The sequence below is a fragment of the Undibacterium sp. Ji49W genome (assembly GCF_049340205.1).
Classification (GTDB): Bacteria; Pseudomonadota; Gammaproteobacteria; order Burkholderiales; family Burkholderiaceae_D; genus Undibacterium.
On record NZ_JBMPOW010000004.1, the window covers coordinates 23,581 to 44,822 of the forward strand.

Annotated in this window: 16 protein-coding genes; 5 read left to right on the top strand and 11 right to left on the bottom strand. The window is 52.5% G+C overall.

Features of this window, described 5'->3' with window-relative positions; genetic code table 11:
• Positions 1–13: 13 nt before the first annotated feature.
• The 3 genes from ACO0LK_RS05890 to ACO0LK_RS05900 all read right to left on the bottom strand — a co-directional run bounded on the left by ACO0LK_RS05890 (position 14) and on the right by ACO0LK_RS05900 (position 2,961).
• Positions 14–1,129, bottom strand: a complete 1,116-nt coding sequence (locus ACO0LK_RS05890; RefSeq protein WP_422973094.1) for a hypothetical protein — start codon at positions 1,127–1,129, stop codon at positions 14–16.
• Positions 1,130–1,266: 137 nt separating this feature from the next.
• Positions 1,267–2,085 carry a sugar phosphate isomerase/epimerase family protein gene (locus tag ACO0LK_RS05895; protein WP_422973095.1) on the bottom strand — a complete coding sequence of 273 codons (819 nt, stop codon included), beginning with the start codon at positions 2,083–2,085 and terminating at the stop codon, positions 1,267–1,269.
• Between the two features lie 36 nt (positions 2,086–2,121).
• Positions 2,122–2,961: a phytanoyl-CoA dioxygenase family protein gene (locus tag ACO0LK_RS05900; protein WP_422973097.1), complete on the bottom strand. Its 840-nt coding sequence runs from the start codon at positions 2,959–2,961 to the stop codon at positions 2,122–2,124.
• A gap of 173 nt (positions 2,962–3,134) precedes the next feature.
• Here ACO0LK_RS05900 and ACO0LK_RS05905 point away from each other — a divergent pair, with 173 nt between their 5' ends.
• Complete coding sequence (locus tag ACO0LK_RS05905) at positions 3,135–4,064, top strand: LysR substrate-binding domain-containing protein (RefSeq protein ID WP_422973099.1); 930 nt, start codon at positions 3,135–3,137, stop codon at positions 4,062–4,064.
• A gap of 1 nt (position 4,065) precedes the next feature.
• On the opposite strand, the gene ACO0LK_RS05910 is transcribed toward ACO0LK_RS05905, so the two are convergent.
• Positions 4,066–5,517 carry a PLP-dependent aminotransferase family protein gene (locus tag ACO0LK_RS05910; protein ID WP_422973101.1) on the bottom strand — a complete coding sequence of 484 codons (1,452 nt, stop codon included), beginning with the start codon at positions 5,515–5,517 and terminating at the stop codon, positions 4,066–4,068.
• An 88-nt stretch (positions 5,518–5,605) separates the two neighbouring features.
• Between ACO0LK_RS05910 and ACO0LK_RS05915 the strand changes: the two genes are divergently transcribed.
• On the top strand, positions 5,606–6,913 hold the full coding sequence (locus ACO0LK_RS05915; RefSeq protein WP_422973103.1) for a benzoate/H(+) symporter BenE family transporter: 1,308 nt from the start codon (positions 5,606–5,608) through the stop codon (positions 6,911–6,913).
• A gap of 12 nt (positions 6,914–6,925) precedes the next feature.
• On the opposite strand, the gene ACO0LK_RS05920 is transcribed toward ACO0LK_RS05915, so the two are convergent.
• From ACO0LK_RS05920 to ACO0LK_RS05930, 3 genes are all read right to left on the bottom strand, one after another.
• On the bottom strand, positions 6,926–9,190 hold the full coding sequence (locus ACO0LK_RS05920) for a CHASE2 domain-containing protein (protein WP_422973105.1): 2,265 nt from the start codon (positions 9,188–9,190) through the stop codon (positions 6,926–6,928).
• 38 nt (positions 9,191–9,228) lie between these two features.
• Complete coding sequence (locus ACO0LK_RS05925; RefSeq protein ID WP_422973107.1) at positions 9,229–10,869, bottom strand: GAF and HD-GYP domain-containing protein; 1,641 nt, start codon at positions 10,867–10,869, stop codon at positions 9,229–9,231.
• A gap of 102 nt (positions 10,870–10,971) precedes the next feature.
• Positions 10,972–11,736, bottom strand: coding sequence for a 3',5'-cyclic-nucleotide phosphodiesterase (locus ACO0LK_RS05930; protein ID WP_422973109.1), 765 nt, complete (start codon positions 11,734–11,736; stop codon positions 10,972–10,974).
• Positions 11,737–12,165: 429 nt separating this feature from the next.
• Between ACO0LK_RS05930 and ACO0LK_RS05935 the strand changes: the two genes are divergently transcribed.
• Both ACO0LK_RS05935 and ACO0LK_RS05940 read left to right on the top strand, forming a co-directional pair.
• Positions 12,166–14,541 carry an ATPase, T2SS/T4P/T4SS family gene (locus ACO0LK_RS05935; RefSeq protein ID WP_422973111.1) on the top strand — a complete coding sequence of 792 codons (2,376 nt, stop codon included), beginning with the start codon at positions 12,166–12,168 and terminating at the stop codon, positions 14,539–14,541.
• A gap of 104 nt (positions 14,542–14,645) precedes the next feature.
• Positions 14,646–15,065 (top strand): VOC family protein, encoded by a 420-nt coding sequence (locus ACO0LK_RS05940; RefSeq protein WP_422973113.1) that lies wholly within the window; start codon positions 14,646–14,648, stop codon positions 15,063–15,065.
• A 340-nt stretch (positions 15,066–15,405) separates the two neighbouring features.
• On the opposite strand, the gene pgi is transcribed toward ACO0LK_RS05940, so the two are convergent.
• Positions 15,406–17,052, bottom strand: coding sequence for a glucose-6-phosphate isomerase (gene pgi, locus ACO0LK_RS05945; protein ID WP_422973115.1), 1,647 nt, complete (start codon positions 17,050–17,052; stop codon positions 15,406–15,408).
• Between the two features lie 406 nt (positions 17,053–17,458).
• Here pgi and ACO0LK_RS05950 point away from each other — a divergent pair, with 406 nt between their 5' ends.
• Positions 17,459–17,896, top strand: coding sequence for a response regulator (locus ACO0LK_RS05950; protein WP_422973117.1), 438 nt, complete (start codon positions 17,459–17,461; stop codon positions 17,894–17,896).
• 18 nt (positions 17,897–17,914) lie between these two features.
• Here the strand turns inward: ACO0LK_RS05950 and rsmA are convergent, their stop codons facing one another.
• The 3 genes from rsmA to ACO0LK_RS05965 are packed head-to-tail and all read right to left on the bottom strand — an operon-like array spanning position 17,915 to position 21,160.
• Entirely contained in the window at positions 17,915–18,691 is a 777-nt protein-coding gene (gene rsmA, locus ACO0LK_RS05955) for a 16S rRNA (adenine(1518)-N(6)/adenine(1519)-N(6))-dimethyltransferase RsmA (RefSeq protein ID WP_422973119.1), read from the bottom strand.
• A gap of 55 nt (positions 18,692–18,746) precedes the next feature.
• Positions 18,747–19,781 carry a 4-hydroxythreonine-4-phosphate dehydrogenase PdxA gene (gene pdxA, locus ACO0LK_RS05960; RefSeq protein ID WP_422973121.1) on the bottom strand — a complete coding sequence of 345 codons (1,035 nt, stop codon included), beginning with the start codon at positions 19,779–19,781 and terminating at the stop codon, positions 18,747–18,749.
• Positions 19,781–21,160: a peptidylprolyl isomerase gene (locus tag ACO0LK_RS05965; RefSeq protein WP_422973123.1), complete on the bottom strand. Its 1,380-nt coding sequence runs from the start codon at positions 21,158–21,160 to the stop codon at positions 19,781–19,783. Before ACO0LK_RS05965 ends, pdxA begins: the two co-directional genes overlap by 1 nt.
• Positions 21,161–21,242: the final 82 nt, after the last annotated feature.

Here is a 21,242-nt window from a genome sequence, read left to right on the forward strand (position 1 = left end):
ACCGGTAAACAAATTAATGATTTTGCCGGTATTCACGAATAGCGCTTCGGTGCTCGCTGAGATCAACCTGATACAGGCCAAATAGGCCTTTACGCACTTTCACGATCACCACTTCATCCACAGTCTTGCTGCACCAGTAGGCTCTGGCAAGGCTGGTATATTCAATAATGGGCAAGCTTTTGTCTTCGGGCACCAATGCATCGCATGGTATGTTTCTGTGATAGTGCGCTTCCAGCAAAGGGCCACCCAGCAACTGGTTAATGCGTATGCCGCCCACATAGCTGGCGCCAGCAAACATTGTCCCGCTCAATACCGCCAGACCCAAAATGATACGTACGGGCACAATGCGTTCGCGACTCGCCATAAACAAGAAAAGCCCCAGTACCAGGCTGGCAAGCACCCCTGCCAACACATGCGGCATGCCATAGCTGGCATTGAAGAAGGCCCATGCTTCGTTTTGCAAGAAACGGTCTACGAAACCGTAGACCACCAGCACGGCCATGCCTATCAGGACTTTTTTGGTCGCGGGATGCTTCGTCAGATCAAACATTACCGCATCCAGATTGCTGTCGGCAACAAAACTGTCGAACACGCCATGCTCACGGAATAAGCGTACCAGTGCGGGTTCTGCATTTTTATCTGTTACCGGCGTGGCACCAGCATTTTGCAACTGCCAATCTTTACTTAGGATGGCCCATGGCAGTTTGTGCGCATGCGAGCGCAGTTGCAATACACCAAACCGTGGAATGAAAGATACGCTCTTCAGATCATTCCAGCGCATTTCTCTTCCAAAGAATGTCAGATTGGCCAGCAGTGAGGTTGAAGTCTGTTCCAGACGCAGCCCTTCAGCATTAACAACGAGTCTGGCAGAGCGGTACGACCATTGCATGATGGATTGCACCAGCACGAGCGCCAGGCCAAAGACCAGCCCGCCCCACCGCTCAGGATGCCGGAGCGAAAACATGCCCCACATCTTTTCCAGGGTGAATACGTTCAACATGTTCAGATGCCTGAACCAGAAAAAGGTGCCCACCACACTAATGGCCAGCGCAACATACGCCAGCTTTTCTATCAAGAATAGCTCGCGTTTTATCCGGGTAAATACATAGCTTGTACGCACATCCTGCATAAGGCCTTTCCAACTGCGTGGCAGTAGTCTAAGTAGTCTATATGGCAATCAATGCGCATGATGTCATGAAAAAACTTTCACTACAAGATTCAGTCCTGATTTCAGCCCTGATTTCAGCCCTGATTTCAGCCCTGATTTCAGCCCTGGTAGCGTGCACGCAATAACTGCATCATTGCTACATTCTGCTCCCACGCATCGGAAACCACCTGGTTCGTATACGGCAGGGTCTGCGTGTAGGGGGATGGCCCGAATTCTGGCGTCAGCGTGATCTGTTGTTTGCCGGATGCGCGCTGCTGGTGGATGATGGCATCCCACCACGACAGATGCTGTTGCAGTGCAGCTGCATGTTCTGGTGCACGGAAATCATTTACCTGCGGCCCCTGGCTATGACCAACACGGGCATGGATATGGCGTACATGCGGATAGACCTGTTCCAGCACATGGGCCTGATCTTCGAGCAGCGATTCACAGGCGCAGCACCAGTGCGACAGATCGGCATTCAGGGCCAGTTGCGGTCGTTGTGTCAGGTAGGGCAGCAAGAGCATGGGGTGGCCACTGAAACGGCTACGGTGGATTTCATGCACGATGGGGACGCCGGTTCCGGCTGCGATCTCATCAGCCAGATCCAGCAATTCTGCATTTTGCGCATAGCTGTAAAAATCTTTGCCGGTATGCGTATTCACAAACAGGGGCCTGGCGGCACAGGCATTGTGCAGCAAGTCTGCCAGCGCCTGTTTGTGTTGTGCAAAGTCGCTGTGGAATACGGTTTCCCATTGCTGGGCGATCAGGTGCAGGCCGGCGTCAGCGATGGCGTGGGTCCAGGCATCGCGTTCACTTGCATCCATGGACAGAGACATTTCCACACCATCAAAACCGGCTTCCAGCACGCGGGCGATGAAGGTCTCACGGCTCAGATGGGCGCTGCCCCAGTGGGGGGCAAAAATCAATACACTCATATCATTACATTCATATCAATACACTCACGCCCAGCTTCAGACAAAGCCACGCACCGGGAAACTGGCATCGCGCTGTATCCAGTTGTGTGGTGAGTAATGGGTGCTGCCATCGGTGACATGCAGGGTATAGGCATGGCGCGAAAAGGCCGAGCGATTGGGCGCGCTGTAATGCGGCAACAGGCCATGAAAGCAGACCAGACTGCCTGCTTTTACTTCCAGCGGTATGGCCGTACTGTCGTCGGGCCAGGGCATGGCATCAAGTTTTTCTACACGGACCTGATCACCTTCACGCACAAAGCGTTCACGCATGGGTGTGCGATGGCCGCCTGGCTCAGCCCACATGCAGCCGTTTTCCAGTGTCGCATCTTCGAGGGCAAACCAGAATGTAGTAACACTAACCGGATCGGTTTCAAAGTAAGTGGCATCCTGATGCCAGCGCACTTCACCACCTATGCCGGGTTGCTTGAAGATGTACATGGATTGCCATATCTGTGGCTGCTGCAGGCCCAGTTGCTCAGCCACTTGTGCCAGCGCCGGGCCGCGAGAAAATGCGCTGAATACCGGATCAAGATCATGTATGGCATGCCCTATCTTGTTGATGGACAGGGCTTTGGCCTGACGCAGATTACCCTGTTCATCAAAGGCTTCTTCTTCAAAAAAACAACTGATATTGTTGGCCGAATTGAGGAAATAATGATCGACCTTCTTTTCCTGTTCTTTGGTTGTAAAGATAGACCTGGATGATGCAGGATCAAATTCATCGACAATTTTGGCAGCGCGTTCACGCAGAGCAGCAATGTCGGCCTGGTTTTTAAAATCCGGCACGACGATATAGCCGTCCTGATGAAACTGCTTGATCTGTTCGGCATTCAGCATGGCGACTCCTGTTGGTGTATGGCTGGATTGGCTGGATTGCTTGGACTGGGTGGCACAGACTGATCAATATTGACGCTGCACCTTGACTTACATCAAGTGTAACGAATACAACTTGTCTCTTACAACACCAACAATGGTTGACAGATTGTCTCCAATATATAGACAATCGCTCTATGGACCAGTTAAAAGCAATGGAAATCTTTGTCGAGGTGGCGCGCCAGCGCAGCTTCAGTGCGGCCGGACGCCATCTGGGTATCAGTCGCGCCATGGTCAGCAAGCACATCATGCAGCTGGAAGCAGAGCTGGGGGCACGCCTGCTGCACCGCTCCACCCGTGAAGTCAGCCTGACTGAACTTGGCCAGGCTTATCTGGAACCGTGCAGCGCCAGTGTCGAACAGGCACGACAGGCACGTCTGGTGATCAGCCAGGCGGGTCATGAACTGGCGGGTGGCATACGCATACAGGCACCCAGCAGTTTTGGCAGTGAATGGCTGGCCGATGCCCTGGCCCGCTTTGCACTGCTGCATCCCAGGCTGCAACCTACCCTGCATGTAGACGACAATTTACTCGACCCGTTCAAGCATGGTTTTGACCTCAGCATCCGGGTCGGCGGCATACCGGACAGCCGTGGCCTGCATATGCGCCGCCTGGCACCCTGTCGTGGCATCTTGTGCGCCAGCCCAGCGTATCTGGCGCAACATGGCATGCCAGCACACCCAGAACAATTACTGCAACACCGCTGTCTGCATTTCAGCCACCTGACGCAAGGTAATACCTGGCATTTTGAACGCGCAGGTGAGCATCTTGCCATCGACATTACACCGGGGTTTTCATCCAATAATGGCAAGGTTTTGCACCAGGCTGCACTGCGGGGTCTGGGCATTGTGTATGACACGAGCTTTCTAGCATGGCGTGATCTGCTGGAAGGCCGTCTGATCCCCGTACTGACAGACTGGGCATTACCACTGAACGACTTTACGGCCCTGTACCCGGCTACCCACAAAGTAGCGCCGAAAGTCAGGGCTCTGATTGATTTTCTGGTGGAAGAATACCAGCCGGTGCCGGAATGGGATAAGGCTCTGCTAGCAGCCGGGCGAATCTGAATCAGGAGACATCTTGCGCCAGCCTGCCCAGCAGCCTCATCCCCTGTTCCATCTCACGTCCCCAGGGCCGTCCTATATTCAGGCGCAGATAATTCGCATATTTGCCAGAGCCAGAAAACAGGCTGCCCGGCGTAAACGCAATGCCGACGCTGACTGCCTGGCGTAGCAGTGCCAGGGTATCGATATGTTCCGGCAATTCCAGCCACAACCACCAGCCGCCAGCAGGGCTGATGACCTGTGTCCCGGCTGGAAAATAGCGGTGTATCGCTGCCGTCGCCAGTGGTATGGTCGCGGCCAGTCGTTCACGCAATTTGCGCAAATGCGAAGGCAAGGCACCAGATTGCATGAATTCTGCCAGTACCGCCTGTTCAAACAAGGGCGTGATCAGGGACGTGCTGAGTTTCAGCGAATTGATCCTGGCCTGGTAACGCCCGCCGGCAATCCAGCCTACGCGGAAAGCCGGTGCCAGGCTCTTGCTGCATGAACCACAATAGATTACCCTGCCCTGTCTGTCCCAGGCCTTGATGGCTTGCGGCCTATGCTGCAAATGCGGCAAATGCGAAAGGTCGCCGAATACATCATCTTCTATCAATGCCAGGTCATGCTGTTCTATCAGGCGCAGCAGACGCTTCTTGTTTTTTTCAGACATGCTGCAACCTAGCGGATTCTGGAAATTGGGCATGGCCACCACGGCACGCACGCCCGTCTGATGTTCGAGTGCATATTCCAGTGCTTCCAGACTGATGCCCTGGCCTGGCACACAGGGCACTTCTATCGCCTTGATGCCCAGGTTTTCCAGCATTTGCAGCAAACCAAAATAGACGGGCGATTCAACAATGACGGTATCGCCTGCCTGCGCCACCGCGCGCAGGGCTACGCTCAGGGCTTCGGTACTGCCATTGGTGATCAACAGGTCTGACGCCTCAAGGTCGACACCAGAGGTTTTCAGCCATTGAATCAATGCGGTCTTCAATGCAGGTAAGCCAGTGCCACCCGGGTACACGCCGATGAGCATCGGGTTTTGCCTGAGCTGGCGCTGGGCAATTTTTGCCAAGGCGTCGCAGGGGTACCATTCGGGTGCGGCACTGGCCAGATGCAGGCCCAGTTGCAGGGGTTGCGCTGTCAGCGAATACAGTTCTGTCATGCGGTGTTGCAGCGACACCAGTTTGTCATATTCAACCGCCGGCGGTGTCAGCTTTGTTTTCGATGTGACTGCCCTCGCCTGATCCGCTGCACGAACCTTCCAGTCCGCTACATACATGCCAGACTTGCTGCGCGCTTCTACCAGCCCCTGGGTTTCGAGATACCGATAACAACGTATGACGGTGGACACACTAAGCTGCTTCAAGCTGGCGAATTCGCGCACGGAAGGCAGGCGTTCACCCACCTGATAACGGCCAGCCCGGATATCGCTGTCCAATGCCTGTGCCAGTTGCCTGTAACTGTGCTGCATAACAGATGCCCTCCTATTCAATCTGTACAGCATAAATCAGTCTGGCACTGTAAGCAAATATCAGTCGCTGCTGCACTAGACTTGGCACATGACTACATCACACACATCATCCCCTGCCACCAGCCCACTTCACTCTCCTGCCAGCAATGTCAAGCCGGGTATTACTCATAGGGCGGTTGATCTGTTCCCTGCCGTGCTGGCTGGCCTGATTGCCGTATTGATCTCTTACGCCGGTCCCATGCTGCTGATGTTACAGGCAGCACAGGCAGCTCACTTGACATCTGCGCAAACCAGTTCATGGCTATGGGCAGTCTCTATCGGTTCGGGCCTGTCTGGTGCGTGGATGAGCTGGCGCTATAAAATCCCGGTCATCTGTGCCTGGAATACACCCGGCGCGGCCTTGCTGGTGACAGCACTGGCAACCGTAGCGTATAACCAGGCGATTGCTGCGTATCTGTTTGCAGCAGCCATTATCTTCCTCATCGGTGCCACCGGGGTTTTTGAAAAACTGATGGCGCACATCCCGAAAAGCCTGTGTGCCGCCATGCTGGCCGGCATACTGATGCGCTTTGGTGTCGATGTGTTTGCCAGCGCCCGCAGTGAAGCCCATGGCGCGCCGTATCTTGTGGGTTTGATGTTCATTGCCTATCTGTTTTACAAAAAACGTTCTGCCCGCTATGCCATCGTACTAACCCTGCTAACCGGGGTACTGCTTTGGAGCGTGCTGGGCTGGGGAGATGCAGCAAATATAGCGGCGAATTCAGCAGCCAATACAGCGACTGTCACCTGGCAGGCCGGTCTGACCCTGCCGGCCTGGACTACACCGGAATTTTCTGTCAGCGCCCTGCTCAGCCTGGGCTTGCCACTGGCATTGCTTTGCCTGACCGGCCAGCAGGTACCCGGCGTTGCTGTCCTGCGCGCTGCGGGTTATGAACACGCCCCCAGCAGTAAACTGGTCAGCGGTACCGGCCTGGCCAGTCTGTTGCTGGCACCATTCGGCGCACATGGGGTTAACCTGGCGGCGATTACTGCGGCTATCTGCACGGGGCCAGAGGCGCATCATCAACCAGAAAAACGCTGGGTAGCCGGGCTCGCCTGCGGGGTATTCTATTTGTTGATAGGCAGCTTTGCCGGTTCACTGACCACGCTGTTCCTGCATCTGCCGCATGCATTGGTGACCACGGTAGCCGGCCTGGCTTTACTGGGTGCGATACAGAATGGTTTGGTGAATGCTATGCAGGAAACCTCGGAACGTGAGGCTGCATTGATCACCTTTATCGTCACCGCCTCGAATATCAGCCTGCTGGGTCTGGGATCAGCCTGCTGGGGCATTGCGCTGGGCGTACTCAGTTATTACCTGCTGCGGATAAAGACAGCATCACACACCGGTCAATAAAAGTGCCTGCAATTATTCGCTGAACTTGCTGGCAAAGGTGGCAACGCCATCCCAGTCGGCAGGTGCTGGGTTGTCACGGTAATACGCTATACGTTCCAGGAAAACCTGGGCTGCGACATCGGCTGCATGGGTTTGCAGATAGTCTTTGAACAGTACCTCTGCCTCATGCCATTGCTGGGTACGGAAACTGTTCAGTGCGCGATGCCACAGATCCAGAGTTGCTGTCGTGTCTGCATCGAGATTTGCTAATTCCATGATGGGTTCAAAAATGGAAATAGGTTGTGTCTTACCCTTGACTCTGACCCTGTCCAGTTCACGATAAGCAAATTCTGGTGCAGCATTTTTTGTCGCTTCACCGACGATAATACCCACGCCGTATAGCTTGGTCACGCCTTCCAGTCTGGATGACAAATTGACGGCATCACCCATCACGGTATAAGCCAGACGAATTTTAGAACCCATGTCGCCCACGCGTACTTCACCAGTGTTCAGACCTATACCTATTTTCAGGGCGGGCCAGCCACGCTGGACAAATTCCTGACTCAAACGCTGCGCTGTCACCTGCATTTTCAACGCGCTTTCTACCGATCGTCTGGCGTGATCAGTCAGGCGCACCGGCGCGCCCCAGAAGGCCATCACGGCATCGCCTATGTACTTGTCAAGCGTGCCCCGGTTACCACGGATTTCTTCCGACATCGCAGTCAGATAAATGTTGATATATTCGCGCAAGTCAACTGCACTCAGGGTTTCAGAGATAGAGGTGAACCCCCTCACATCCGAAAACATGACAGTCAGCTCACGACTTTCACCTTCCATGGTATAGCTGTCAGGCTCATCAGCCATCACGGCTACCAATTCAGGTGCCACATATTCGCCAAAGCGTCTGACCACGCCCCGCAAGCGGCGTGATTCAACCACATAATTCCAGCCAAACACAAACAGGAAAAGTAAAAATATCAACAGCAACGGCGTTGCCAACGGCAGCACCTTATCAAAACTTTGATACATCCAATAATTAAAACCGATGGCTGCCAGCAGACATGACAGCGTGAACAAAATTGCCGACACTGGCTTAAGGCGTATGAGTGCAAACGTCAGGACAATGCCCAGCAAAATGACCTGTATCAATTCTATGCTGCGACTATCACTGGGCCTGACCTTGAAATCATTATCCAGTATCGAAGCAATCACATTGGCATGCATCTCAACGCCAGGATAATCAATACCCACAGGTGCCGTCCGTAAATCCTTGAGCCCTACTGCCGTAGTACCAATCAAGATGATTTTATCTGCGAGAACAGCTTCAGGTAGCTGTTTTTTTAAAACGTCAGTTGCCGATATATAGGTAAACCGTCCACCATCCGGGCCACCCTTGCCTTTGTATTGAATCAGACTTCTCAACAAGGGTTCCAGAGGAATCGTCTTGCGTGGTGATGAATTCAGTACGATAGCCTCAATTTCGTCATCCTTGCTGGCATCTGCCTGCAAGCTCTCGGCATCTTTGGAAAATTTTGGTTTCAGCCTGGTCGCATTCAGTGCCACCCTGGCAGTGGCCAGCGACAAGGCTTCATAATAATTTGATTTATATTTTGCCAGCAGAGGTATGCTGCGTATGACCCCATCAGAATCTGGCGTTGGGGTCAAAAAGCCACCTGCTATGGCAGCATCCTGAAGCTGCTGCATATTGGCGATAAAACTAAAATATTCTGCCGATTCGACATCACGACCACCCAGCTCTGCTTGCAACAAGGCAGGTTTGGGCAAAGCCCCTTTGCTGATCGCTTTTTTATCATCTGAAAAAAAATAGCCCAGCACGACGGGGCGACTTTCAAATGCTTTGGTCAGGCGGTCATCAAAATCGAGTTGGTGCTTCAGATTGGCTACCTGTTCGGCAAAGCCCTTGTCGTCTTTTAATTCTTTCTTCGCCAATCCCTCCAGTATCTGGAAACCAGAGCTGCCATCTGGCTCAGGAAAAACAACGTCGACACCCACGGCGCGCACATGGTAATCATCCGTCAATCTTTTGATCAGATCCGCCACGACCGAGCGCTTCCAAGGCCATTGACCAACCTCAGTCAGGCTTTTTTCGTCGATGTTGACGATGATGATATCTTTATTGAGCTGCGGGACTTCCAGACGCATCCTGACGTCATAGGCAAAAAAATCGATCAGGTTGACCAGTCTTACCGGAAAAATAGCATTGGCCTGCAAGGCAACCAACACGGTCACCACCAGACCGATTATCCAGGGCACCTGTTTTCTGATATTTTTTAGCAAGCCGCCTCCGCCTCAAAAACCATCTACGTCATCAACCCTCAGGGTTTATAACCTGGTATACCGCTCTCATCCACATTATCTATCTGCGCCTTATCCATAAATTTTTCGGCATAGGTCAGGTAGACTTTCTTGCGGACGAAGATGTCAAACAGGTCGGGGTCAATATGGCCGTTCAGCGCAAAGCTGCCGAGTATGCGCAGGGATTCAGTCAGGGTCTTGCCGTCTTTGTAGGGCCTGTCCTTGGCGGTCAGTGCTTCAAAGATATCGGCAATCGCCATGATCTTGGCCTGTACTGACATCTGCTCGCCACGCAGGCCACGCGGGTAACCTTTGCCGTCCATGCGTTCATGATGCCCGCCGGCATATTCAGGCACGTTCTGTAAGTGCTTGGGCCAGGGCAAGGCTTCCAGCATCTTGATGGTGGTGATGATGTGGTTATTGATGATGGCCCGTTCTGCCGCATTCAGGGTACCGGCGCGTACAGACAGGTTTTCCATTTCATCGACACTGAGAAAGGTACTTCTGGTGCCATCGGGGGCGACCCATGGCCAGTTGGCGATTTCAGCGATTCTGTCCAGGTCTTCCTGACTGGTTCTTTCTGAACCCAGGTTCAATTTTTTTAAGAATTGCCGCGCCTCTTCTATTCTGGCCAGTTCTGTCTGTAAATCATGGTCCAGTTCAGCCGCCAGGACTTCATTTTTGACATCAGCCTGGTAGAGTGAGCATTTGCTTTTCAAGACCCGAATTTCCGCGTCGCGCTTCAAGACTTCAAAACGAGTATCAAGCAGGTGTATGCGGTCAAAAATAGTTTCCAGCTTGGTCGACTTCTCAACCACATGGACTGGGGTGGAAATCTTGCCGCAATCATGCAGAATGCCGGCCATCCACAATTCCTTGCGGTCCTTGTCTGTCATGACAAAATGCGCCAGCGGGCCAGCCCTGGTTTCGTGCACGGCACTGGCCAGCATCATGGTCAGTTCGGGCACGTGCTGGCAATGCCTGCCGGTATGTGGAGACTTTTCATCAATGCCGATATTGATCAGGTGCACCAGCGATACGAACAGATTTTCCAGTTGCGAAATAAGTTGCTGGGTGGTCAGGGCAATCGCTGCCTGGGATGCCAGTGCTTCAATAAAGCGCTGGTCGGTTTCGGTAAATGGGCATGGCTCACCGGTCTCAGGGTCGGTAGCATTGATCAGTTGCAACACACCGATGAGTTCTCCTTCATGATCATGCATGGGCACGGTCAACAAGGATTTGGTGTGGTAACTGAATTGCTGGTCAAAATTGCGGGTACCCGAAAAATTGAACACGCCAACGGTGTACACGTCCTGAATATTCACCGACAGTTTGTAGTTGGCTGCATAGGCTGCCACGGCATTCAGGTTTTTGATGCCATTGTCATCGATCAGGGGAATATTCGGGATATCCACCGCCTGCCCTTTAACACCACCCTGATACATGTTGAGTTTGTCATTCAACGAGATATTGAAGCACAGGCTTTTCTTGTCCTTGCTGGTGCGATACAGAGTACCACCATCGGCATAGGTCATACTTTTCGCCGACCGCAATATGTTTTCAAGCAATAATGGTATGTCGTGATTATTACTCAGCTCCAGACTTAACTCTGTGAGTTTTTCCAGGCGCTTTGCAATCTCGTCACTGCTTAATGCAGTCATAATCACTTTCTCCAAATCTAGGAAATGCTACAAAAACTGTTTTAAAAATTGTTTCAAAAACTGTTTCAAAAACTGCCCACGGCTAGCGGCTGACCAGTAACGTCAAAATTGAAAACTGTCGCCCGCCCGCAACGCGGTAAATTTTCCTGGGCGCTTCGCTTCCAGTTCGTACATGATCTGTGTTTCCTGCCCTGGCTTAAGGTGGTAGATCAAAAAATCCACTGCCTCTGGCAGGTCCTGGATATCCTGCAATAATGCTCCCGGACAAAAATGCCGGGATATGTGCGCCAGTTCTGCTTCGGCATCCGGAAAAGAACAATCCACGATCACTTTGCGCAAGCTTGTTTCATTTTTCATTGCAGCCCACAAATCGGGGGTGGTCGCCATATCTCCAGTGAATAAGAAACCGGCGTCGCGGTTCTTGATCCAATACCCGACCGAACCCGGTGTATGATTGACCGGATATGAACGGATGCTTCTGTCACCCAGGGTCAGCGTGCTGCCAGTCAGCATTTCTTCAAATCGCATGGATGGCTGTTCTGCATTGGGCAAGCTGGAAAAATCAGGCCAGATCACCCAGTTGAAGATATGGGTTTTCAATGCCTGTACCACTTCCGGCGTAGCGTGTACGGTGACGGGTGTACTTCTTTTGCCAAACACGGCATCCATCAACAAGGCCAGACCAGCCACGTGATCGAGATGGCAGTGGCTGATGAATACATGGTCGATGGCAACCAGTTGCTCTATGCTCAAGCTGGCCAGACCGGTGCCGGCGTCGACCAGCACGTCATCATCCACCAGCATACTGGTTGTATTTGGCTCTTTTCCGCCGATACCACCTGCGCAGCCAAGAATTTTTAATTTCATAAACACAGAAATAGTGAGTCGTTGTTCGGCAATGAATTAAAGCCCATGGTGCATACGGAAAACGCCCCAGGAAAAATCCAGCCCAGGTCAGGCAAACTGCGATAGCCTAGCTTAACACTTTCTTTGTGGGCAACGAAATTTAGTGGTGGTCAAACCACGGACTTGCGGCCTTTTCCATCATGCCAGAACAATAAACGACAAGGAATGGGGTCGTATTCAGCAAAAAACCGCATCAATCCCAAAAATTATGCGCCCAACATTGGGGGAAATCTCTTGCATTCTGGTCATATATGCACTTCCATGATACATTTTTGTACAAACTGGTACTCAGGCAGCGCACCTGCATACAACAGTGGTGAGATTATTGATCAGACAAGCACTGCCTGCCTCATAATTTAGCTGAGCAAGTAGACTAATCAAGGAAAAAGAATGGCGGTTACCGGCAACATCGCACATGCACCCAAAGAAGGCGTGGACCATCGCCTGCTGTTCTTTAAAAAACTGCAGGCGCTGACCAATAAAATTCATGGGGCGGATGCGCTTGACCAGATCATGCTGGATGTGTCCCAGGATATCTGCGACCTCTTTGACTGTGATCGCCTGACCATTTATGTGGTCGCCCAAGACAAAACCACGCTGATTTCCAAAATCAAGACCGGCCTGAATTCCTTCAAGGACCTGCGTCTGTCAATTTCTGAACAAAGTATTGCCGGCCATGTCGCCCTCACGCGTAGCATGATCAGTCTGCGTGATGTGTATGATGAAAACGAATTGCGCTCGCATTCTCCAACACTGAAATTCCAGCGTGCCGTCGACCAGCGCACCGGCTACCGCACCAAGCAAATGCTGGTGGCACCGATCGTCGATGGGCAAAACAAGGATTTATTGGGTGTGGTGCAATTCATTAATCACCGCTTTGGCGATGCCTTTACCGATATTGCAGCAGAAGGTGTACAGGCCCTGTGCGAAACCCTGGCTGTTGCTTTTTCGCAAAAAAGCAAGGCTTTGCCGACCAACACGCCACGTACCAAATTTGACTTTCTGGTATCCGAGGCAATTATTTCGGCGCAAGAGCTGGAACTGGCCGTCAGTTCAGCCCGCAGGAACCTGCAAGATCTGGAAGATGTGCTGACTGACGAGTTTGATATCCCCGTTTCCAGTCTGGGCCAGGCGCTGGCAAAATATTTCAATGTGCCTTACGAGCCTTTCAAGCCTGAACGCCTGGTACCGGTCGATCTGGTCAAGCGGCTCAAGCGCCAGTATGTGGAGCAAAATTCCTGGCTACCCATCATGGAAGACCAGAATGGCCTGACCGTGCTGGCGATTGATCCCGAGCACATCAACACTACCCACGTGGTGAATCATGTGTTTGCCACCTCGAAGATCAATTACAGGGTCACGACAAAAAAAGAATTTCGCCAGACCATAGACCAGTTCTTTGGTGGCGTGGCCGATACCGGCTCGGTGGATGACCTGCTGTCGGGCATGGAAGATGAAGACGAAGAACACAGTGGTGGTCAATCCGCTGTGGAAATTTCGGCTGCAGTCGAGAATGAACTGGTCAAGCTGATCAACAAGATCATCATCGATGCGTACCAGCAAGGTGCATCCGACATCCATATAGAACCCCGCCCTGGCAAGGAAAAAACTCTGATCCGCTTCCGCAAGGATGGTTCACTGTCGCCGTATATTGAAATACCTGCCAGCTATCGTAATTCGCTGTTGGCACGTATCAAGATCATGTGTGATCTGGACATCTCTGAACGCCGCAAGCCACAGGACGGCAAGATCAAGTTCAAGAAGTATGGCCCCTACGATATCGAATTGCGGGTGGCGACCATACCTTCTTCGGGTGGCATGGAAGACGTGGTCATGCGTATCCTGGCCGCTGGCGAACCTATTCCGCTGGATAAACTGGGCATCCTGCCGTACAACCTTGAACGTCTGAAACAGGTCGTCAGCAAACCCTATGGCCTGTTCTTTGTCTGCGGCCCCACCGGCTCGGGCAAGACAACCACCCTGCATTCGGTATTAAGCCACCTGAATACGCCAGAAACCAAAATCTGGACGGCAGAAGACCCGGTAGAAATTACCCAGAAAGGCTTGCGCCAGGTGCAGGTCAACCGCAAGGCAGGCATGGATTTCGCCACTGTCATGCGGGCCTTCCTGCGGGCTGATCCTGACATCATCATGGTGGGTGAAATGCGCGACAAGGAAACCGTCGCCATCGGTCTGGAAGCCTCGCTGACAGGCCATATGGTGCTGGCAACCCTGCATACCAACAGCGCACCGGAATCCATCGTGCGCCTGCTGGACATGGGCATGGACCCGTTCAACTTTGCCGATGCCCTGCTGGGCATCCTGGCGCAAAGGCTGACCAAGCGTCTGTGTGGCAAATGCAAAGTGGCTTACCACCCGGGCAAGGAAGAAATGAAGGACCTGCTCGACGAATACTGCGTGGAACTGCTCAATACCGAAGCCTTTACCAAGAATGCGCTGGAAGCCAAGAAAAAAGTGTTTACCACCTGGCAGTCACTGTATGGCGACAAACAAGGCAAGTTCACACTGTACAAGGCGGTCGGTTGCGAGCATTGCACCAATGGCTATAAAGGCCGGCTGGGCCTGCATGAACTGATGGTGGCAAATGACATCGTCAAAAAGCTGATACAGGATCATGCCCGGGTTTCAGAATTGCTGACGGCGGCACTGGCCGATGGCATGCTGACCCTGAAAATGGATGGCATAGAAAAAGTCTTGTCCGGGCTGACCGACATGAAGCAGGTCAGGATAGTGTGCATCAAATAATTTTCTGAGAATACGCTACAATTTTGAATCTGAGACCGCAGCCATTGCTCGTAAAGTAGCTGCGGTGACAGCCTCACAGCCATCCTTATTTTCAGAAAGCACACATGAAATACCTGCACACCATGGTCCGTGTTACCGACCTCGACGCCTCCATGCGGTTTTACCGCGATGCACTGGGACTGGAACTGGTGCATCAAAAAGAATACCCAAAAGGCCGTTTTACCCTGGTGTACCTGGCAGCGCCAGGCGACCATGACGCCCAGGTGGAACTGACCTATAACTGGGACCCGGAAGAATACACCGGCGGCCGTAACTTCGGTCACCTGGCTTACCATGTGGATGACATCTACCAGGCTTGCCAGCGTCTGATGGACCATGGCGTTGTGATCAACCGCCCGCCACGTGATGGCCACATGGCCTTTGTACGTTCGCCTGACAATATCTCGATAGAACTGTTACAGGCGGGTGAAGCACTGGCCCCGGCGGAACCATGGGCATCGATGCCGAATACTGGCAGCTGGTGATACGTTGATACCGTGATACCAGTGGTGTACTTCACCAATGAAAAACGCAGACCAAGGTCTGCGTTTTTTTAATTCTTCACCAGTCAACAATTCAATTCTTGTAATCCGGGCGACGTGCTTCCTTGTTCATCGCGCGAATCAGACCCACCATGCTGACAACCACAACAACAGAAACGATACTCAAAATACCGGTCCACATAGGCACATCCTGAATTGAAATAATGATGTTTCTTTATATCAACTGAGATGCCGTGCGTCAACATTACAAACAGGCTTTCGAGGAGTTTTAACTTTATCTTGCAATCTGCCTGTGCCGGTCTTCAAATACCAAGCTGCACACCTACACGTGCCCATGCCGGCGGAAATAAGCAATCAGGCCGCTGGTGGATGTATCAAGATTCGAATCATATTCCTGGTTACCCAAGATCGCCGGTAACAGCTTATTGGCCAGTTGCTTGCCTAGTTCCACGCCCCACTGGTCAAAAGAATTGATGCCCCAGATCACGCCCTGCACGAAGACCTTGTGTTCATACAGGGCCAGCAACATGCCTAACTGGAAAGGGTCCAGGCTTGGCATCAGGATGGTGGTGGATGGCTGGTTGCCAGCAAATACCTTGTGCGGCAAGAGCTTGGCGATATGTGCATCGCTAAGGCCAGCCTGCGACAGCTCTTCCCTTGCCTGCGTTTCAGTCTTGCCAAATGCCAGTGCTGCACTCTGGGCCAGGCAATTTGCCAGCAGGGGTGCCTGGTGACCCGGCAAAGGATAATCACTGGAAGCGGCTACCACAAAATCACAAGGGATCAGCCAGCCGCCCTGATGCAATAACTGGAAGAAGGCATGCTGGCCATTTACGCCGATCTCCCCCCAGACGATGGGGTTGGCACGGCAGGTCAGGGCTTCGCCATCACGGCTGACGGTCTTGCCATTGGATTCCATTTCCAGTTGCTGCAAAAAGGCGGGCAAATGGCGTATCGATTCGTTATACGGCAGGATGGCTGTCGTTTCGGCACCGAGGAAATTGGTATTCCAGATAGAAATCAGGGCCAGCAGCACAGGCAGATTTTTTTCCAGCGGTGCCTGACGGAAGTGCTTGTCCATGGTTTCGGCACCGGCAAGCATGCGCTCGAAACCACTCATACCGATAGCCAGCGCGACCGACAGGCCAACGGCGGACCATAGCGAATAGCGCCCCCCGACCCAATCCCAGATTTGCAGGATATTGCTGTCAGGAATGCCAAATTCATGCGCCTTGTCGGGACTGGATGTGACGGCGATAAAATGTTTGGCCACTGCCCATTCTTCCATCGCGGCAGCCATCAGCCAGGTGCGGGCAGTCTGGGCATTGATGCTGGTTTCCTGCGTGGTGAAGGTTTTGGAAGCGACGATGAACAGGGTCGTGCGCGGATCAAGCTTTTCCAGCAAGGGAGCCAGATGAGCACTGTCCAGATTCGATACATAATAAAAAGTCAGCCCAGGATGCTGCATGGCAGATAGCGCACGGGTCGCCAGCTTGGGTCCAAGGTCAGAGCCACCGATGCCTATGTTGACTATATTCTGTATGGCATCGCCCTTGAAACCACGCCACAAGCCGCTGCGCACCCGTTCAACGATGTCGCGCATCTGCTTGCGCACGGCCCGAACCTGCGGCATGACATCATGCTCAGCATTCGGGAAAGGGGTGAAATCGGTGTGGCGTAAAGCGGTATGCAACACGGCCCGGTCTTCACTGATATTAATTTTCTCACCAGCAAACATGCGGTCACGCCAGCTTTCCAGATTCGACAGGCGCGCCAGCGCCATCAGGCTATCTAGGGCTGGCTGGTCTATGCGCTGCTTGGAATAATCCACCAGCAAACCATCCAGCTCGGCCGAAAAATGGCTAAACCTGTGTGCATCGGCAGCAAACAATTCACGCAGATGCTTTTTTTCCAGTCGCTGTTGATGCGCCAGCAATGCCTGCCATTCAGGCGTATGGGTGATATTCATGTTCTTCCTGGGCTGGTAAGGGTGAGCCGTAACTAAGCTCAAACTGAGCTCAAATTAAGCCTGATCAATTATGCATGCAGCGAAGCCAATTATTGTTAAAATCAACATCAGGCTGTGTTAACCTATGTTACATCGCTGCACCTCTGTGACCAAAATAACATAGGGCAAGAACATCAACAAGATTAGGGCATGTTGACATATCTTTTAGGCAAAGCATTTCACCTAGGCGGGGGCCGCCTAGGTGAAACCCTGAGGGAATGGGTCCGAAACCTCGCCTGGCGTTGTTGTGCGTCGCTCACTTGGATTACCAAGCAGCGCTCCGCACGCCTAGCCAGACAAGGTTTCAAACCCATTTGCTTACCCAAAAGATATGTCAACACGCCCTAACCTGACAAAAAGGATGATCATGCTGAGTAAACAGGATATCGGTATCTTGATTGTGGATGACAATGACATCAGCCGTTCTATGCTGCGTCATATCCTTGAGAGTGAACAATTCAATGTCATTGGAGAAGCCAACAATGGCCTCACCGCTATTGAGTGGATGGAGAAAACCATCCCCGAAGTAGTGTGCCTGGACGTCATGATGCCCGATATTGACGGGTTGGTGATACTCGACCACATCAAGAGAATCTCACCGGAAACCGTGGTACTGATGGTCACCGGCAGCAACAAGAAGGAAACCGTGATGAAAGCCATCAAGAGTGGGGCCAGCGGCTTTATCGTCAAGCCTTTCAATCCGGCGACGGTGTTGCAGAACATGAACAACCTGCTGACGAAATCATACAGGCCGCTCAAGTATTTGATTGATCGCCGCAAGAACTGGAAACAACCAGGGTTTTAGGCATGCCAGATTGCGTTATCAGCGCGAGCTGAGCAAGTTCGCCATGGCAACATAAGCTTCCAGCGACAAGGTCTCCGGACGCCCCTGAGGATCAACCCCACACGCGACCAGATCAGCTTCTGTCAGCATGCCGGCGACGCAATTGCGTACTACCTTGCGCCTTTGGGAAAACGCCTTGGTGACGACTTCTTCGAGTTTTTTGATGTCGCAGGGAAAGGCACCCGGCTTGGGTATCATGCGTACGATGGCAGATTCCACCCGGGGTGGCGGATCAAAGGCTTCTGGCGGCACGATAAACATCAATTCCATGTGGTAGCGTACCTGCAACATCACAGACAGGCGGCCATAGGTCTTGCTGCCTGGTTCGGCGACCATGCGCTCCACCACTTCTTTTTGCAGCATGAAATGCTGGTCTTCCACCAGATGCGCAAATTCAGCCAGATGAAACAACAACGGGCTGGAAATGTTATACGGTAAATTGCCCACCACGCGCAGCTTTTGGCCGGTTGGCACGCTGATGCCGGAAAAATCAAATGCAAGAGCATCGCCCTCGTGCACTGTCAATTTTTCTACGGGGAAATTTTTCTTCAGACGCGCCACCAGGTCGCGGTCCAGTTCCACCACGTGCAGGTGATCCAGATCTGCCAGCAACAGGCGTGTCATGGCGGCCAGACCGGGGCCGATTTCGACCATGGTCTGGCCGGGCTGCGGGTGTATGGCGCGAATGATCTGGCTCAATACCAGATCGTCAGTCAAAAAATTCTGACCAAAACGTTTACGTGGGATATGTTTCATATTATTTCTTTGAGGCTGGAACATGTGTGCTCTGGCCTTTTGCCAGAACAAGATGCTAATGCGTTTTTGCCATGCTGGCCGCAACACGTATGGCGACTATCATACTACCGATATCAGCATGCCCGACGCCTTGTGCCGCCAGGTCCAGTGCGGTGCCGTGATCGACCGAAGTACGTATCAGCGGCAAACCCAGGGTGATATTCACCCCTAATCCAAAACTTGCATGTTTCAATACCGGCAAGCCCTGATCGTGATACATGGCCAGCACGCAGTCGGCCTGTTCCAGGTATTTTTGCTGGAACAGGGTGTCGGCCGGATACGGACCGCTGACTTGCATGCCAGCTTGCTGTGCCTGTCTGATGACGGGCATGATGACATCAATTTCTTCACGGCCCAGGTAACCATTCTCACCTGCATGCGGGTTCAGCCCGGCCACCAGTATGCGGGGTGCCGCGATACCAAACTTGTCGCGCAGGTCAGCATGGATAATTTCCAGCGTACGCAACAAATCATCAAACTGAATGGCATCAGCCACTTGCCGCAAGGGTAGATGCGTGGTTGCCAGAGCAACTCTTAAAGGCTGCGACAACTGGGCATTGGCTTCACTCGCCAGCATCATGACAACACGCGAGGTATTGGTTTTTTCGGCAAAATACTCGGTATGCCCGCTAAAAGCAACGCCGGCATCGTTGATCGTGCTTTTTTGCAGGGGAGCCGTGACGATGGCGTCACACCAGCCCTGCTGCACACTTTCAATGGCCACATCCAGGGTTTGCAAGACAGAACGGCCATTGCGCGCATCCAGATGGCCGGCAATCACATGGGCATTCAGGGGACTATCAATCACCGTCATCCGGTCTGTGCCACAGGCGGGCAAACCCTGATTGCGCAGTGCCTGTAAGGACACACCCATAAGATTGATGTCAGGATTGATCTCCGCCGCAAGCATGGCGAGATAGGCAGCATCGCCTATCAGGACCGGTCTTACTTCGTGCCGTAGCTGCCAGGCTGCGGCGATGGATATTTCAGGCCCGATGCCGGCTGGTTCCCCTACGGTCACCGCGATCACCGGCAAACTGGGCTTTGGCATTATTTGTCGTCCAGACGATATTCCACATATGCGCGATCACGAATTTCGCGCAGCCAGTCCTGCAAGGCTTCATCAGCCTTGCGTTCACGTACTGCCTGACGGGCGGCGATACGCTGACGGTCTTTCGACAATTCATCGGTTTTCCGTTCCAGTACCTGGATGATGTGTACACCAAACTGTGTCGTGACCGGGTCACTGATCTGGTTGATGGACAGCTTATCCATGACCTGTTCAAATTCAGGTACGGTGACGCCTGGATAAATCCAGCCCAGATCGCCGCCTTTGGAGGCAGAACCGTCGACGGAATTGGCTTTGGCCAGGTCTTCAAAAGTCGCCTCTTTGGCTTCTATCTTTCTTTTGAATTCCATCAATTTTTGACGTGCTTCTGCTTCAGTCACGATCTGGCTGACCTTCAGCAGGATATGGCGGGCACGGGTTTGTTGCTCAACGGCTGCCGCCTTGCTGTCATTCATGGCACGCTTGCCATTGACTTTAACAATATGAAAACCATTCGGGCTGCGCACGATATCGGATACTTCGCCGACCTTGACTTTGCTGATGGCGTCAACAAACAATTGTGGCAAGCGGTCTTGTTCACGCCAGCCTATGTCGCCACCTTTGAGCGCTTCGGAACTGTCAGAATAAGTCACTGCCAGTTTGGCGAAGTCTGCACCACCACGCAGTTTTTCCAGCACTTCTTCAGCACGTTTGCGGCGCAGGGCAATTTGTTCAGACGAGGCGTTTTCCGGAATGCTGACCAGGATGTGTGCCAGATTCAATTCCTGCTTGCCAACCTTGGAATTGGCTTCTGCAGCCAGGTAGTTATCGATCTCTGTTTCAGATACCTGAATCTTGCTGTCAACTTCACGATCGCGGATACGCTGCATCAGGATATCGTCACGCATTTCTTCACGGAACTTGGCGTAGGACGTGCCTTCGCGTTCGATCTGGTTGCGGAACTCGGTCATGGACATCTTGTTTTGCTCTGCCAGACGCAACATGGTGCGGTCCAGCATCACGTCGTCAACACGCATGCCATTTTCTTTTGCCAGCTGCATTTGCGCACGATTGACAATCATGCGTTCAAGCAATTGTTTTTGCAAATCAGCACGGTCAGGTAAGGGTGTGCCCTGCTTTTTCAGATTTGCTTCTACGGCCACCAGGCGTTCATTCAATTCCTGGCGGGTAATCACTTCATCATTCACCACCACCACGATGGTATTGATGACTTGCGATTTGCCGTTGGTCTGCGCTGGCTTGGGCTTGACGACAGGTGCAGGTGTGAGCAGTGGATTGATTTTAACTTGTGACCACGCTGCCGGGCTGGCAAGCAGGCCGACAGAAACCGCGAATACTGAGAGAAATTTACATTGTTTCATTTGCAATAAATGTCGCATATCGATCCAAAATCCTGTTACGCCTGGTCACGTGTCTGAACATCGACACCGGGCAAAAGTTGCA

Bases quoted from the DNA above. Each gene is read 5' to 3' on its own strand.
- ACO0LK_RS05890 (WP_422973094.1), bottom strand. From the start codon at position 1,129: ATGCAGGATGTGCGTACAAGCTATGTATTTACCCGGATAAAACGCGAG.
- ACO0LK_RS05895 (WP_422973095.1), bottom strand. From the start codon at position 2,085: ATGAGTGTATTGATTTTTGCCCCCCACTGGGGCAGCGCCCATCTGAGC.
- ACO0LK_RS05900 (WP_422973097.1), bottom strand. From the start codon at position 2,961: ATGCTGAATGCCGAACAGATCAAGCAGTTTCATCAGGACGGCTATATC.
- ACO0LK_RS05905 (WP_422973099.1), top strand. From the start codon at position 3,135: ATGGACCAGTTAAAAGCAATGGAAATCTTTGTCGAGGTGGCGCGCCAG.
- ACO0LK_RS05910 (WP_422973101.1), bottom strand. From the start codon at position 5,517: ATGCAGCACAGTTACAGGCAACTGGCACAGGCATTGGACAGCGATATC.
- ACO0LK_RS05915 (WP_422973103.1), top strand. From the start codon at position 5,606: ATGACTACATCACACACATCATCCCCTGCCACCAGCCCACTTCACTCT.
- ACO0LK_RS05925 (WP_422973107.1), bottom strand. From the start codon at position 10,869: ATGACTGCATTAAGCAGTGACGAGATTGCAAAGCGCCTGGAAAAACTC.
- ACO0LK_RS05930 (WP_422973109.1), bottom strand. From the start codon at position 11,736: ATGAAATTAAAAATTCTTGGCTGCGCAGGTGGTATCGGCGGAAAAGAG.
- ACO0LK_RS05935 (WP_422973111.1), top strand. From the start codon at position 12,166: ATGGCGGTTACCGGCAACATCGCACATGCACCCAAAGAAGGCGTGGAC.
- ACO0LK_RS05940 (WP_422973113.1), top strand. From the start codon at position 14,646: ATGAAATACCTGCACACCATGGTCCGTGTTACCGACCTCGACGCCTCC.
- pgi (WP_422973115.1), bottom strand. From the start codon at position 17,052: ATGAATATCACCCATACGCCTGAATGGCAGGCATTGCTGGCGCATCAA.
- ACO0LK_RS05950 (WP_422973117.1), top strand. From the start codon at position 17,459: ATGCTGAGTAAACAGGATATCGGTATCTTGATTGTGGATGACAATGAC.
- rsmA (WP_422973119.1), bottom strand. From the start codon at position 18,691: ATGAAACATATCCCACGTAAACGTTTTGGTCAGAATTTTTTGACTGAC.
- pdxA (WP_422973121.1), bottom strand. From the start codon at position 19,781: ATGCCAAAGCCCAGTTTGCCGGTGATCGCGGTGACCGTAGGGGAACCA.
- ACO0LK_RS05965 (WP_422973123.1), bottom strand. From the start codon at position 21,160: ATGAAACAATGTAAATTTCTCTCAGTATTCGCGGTTTCTGTCGGCCTG.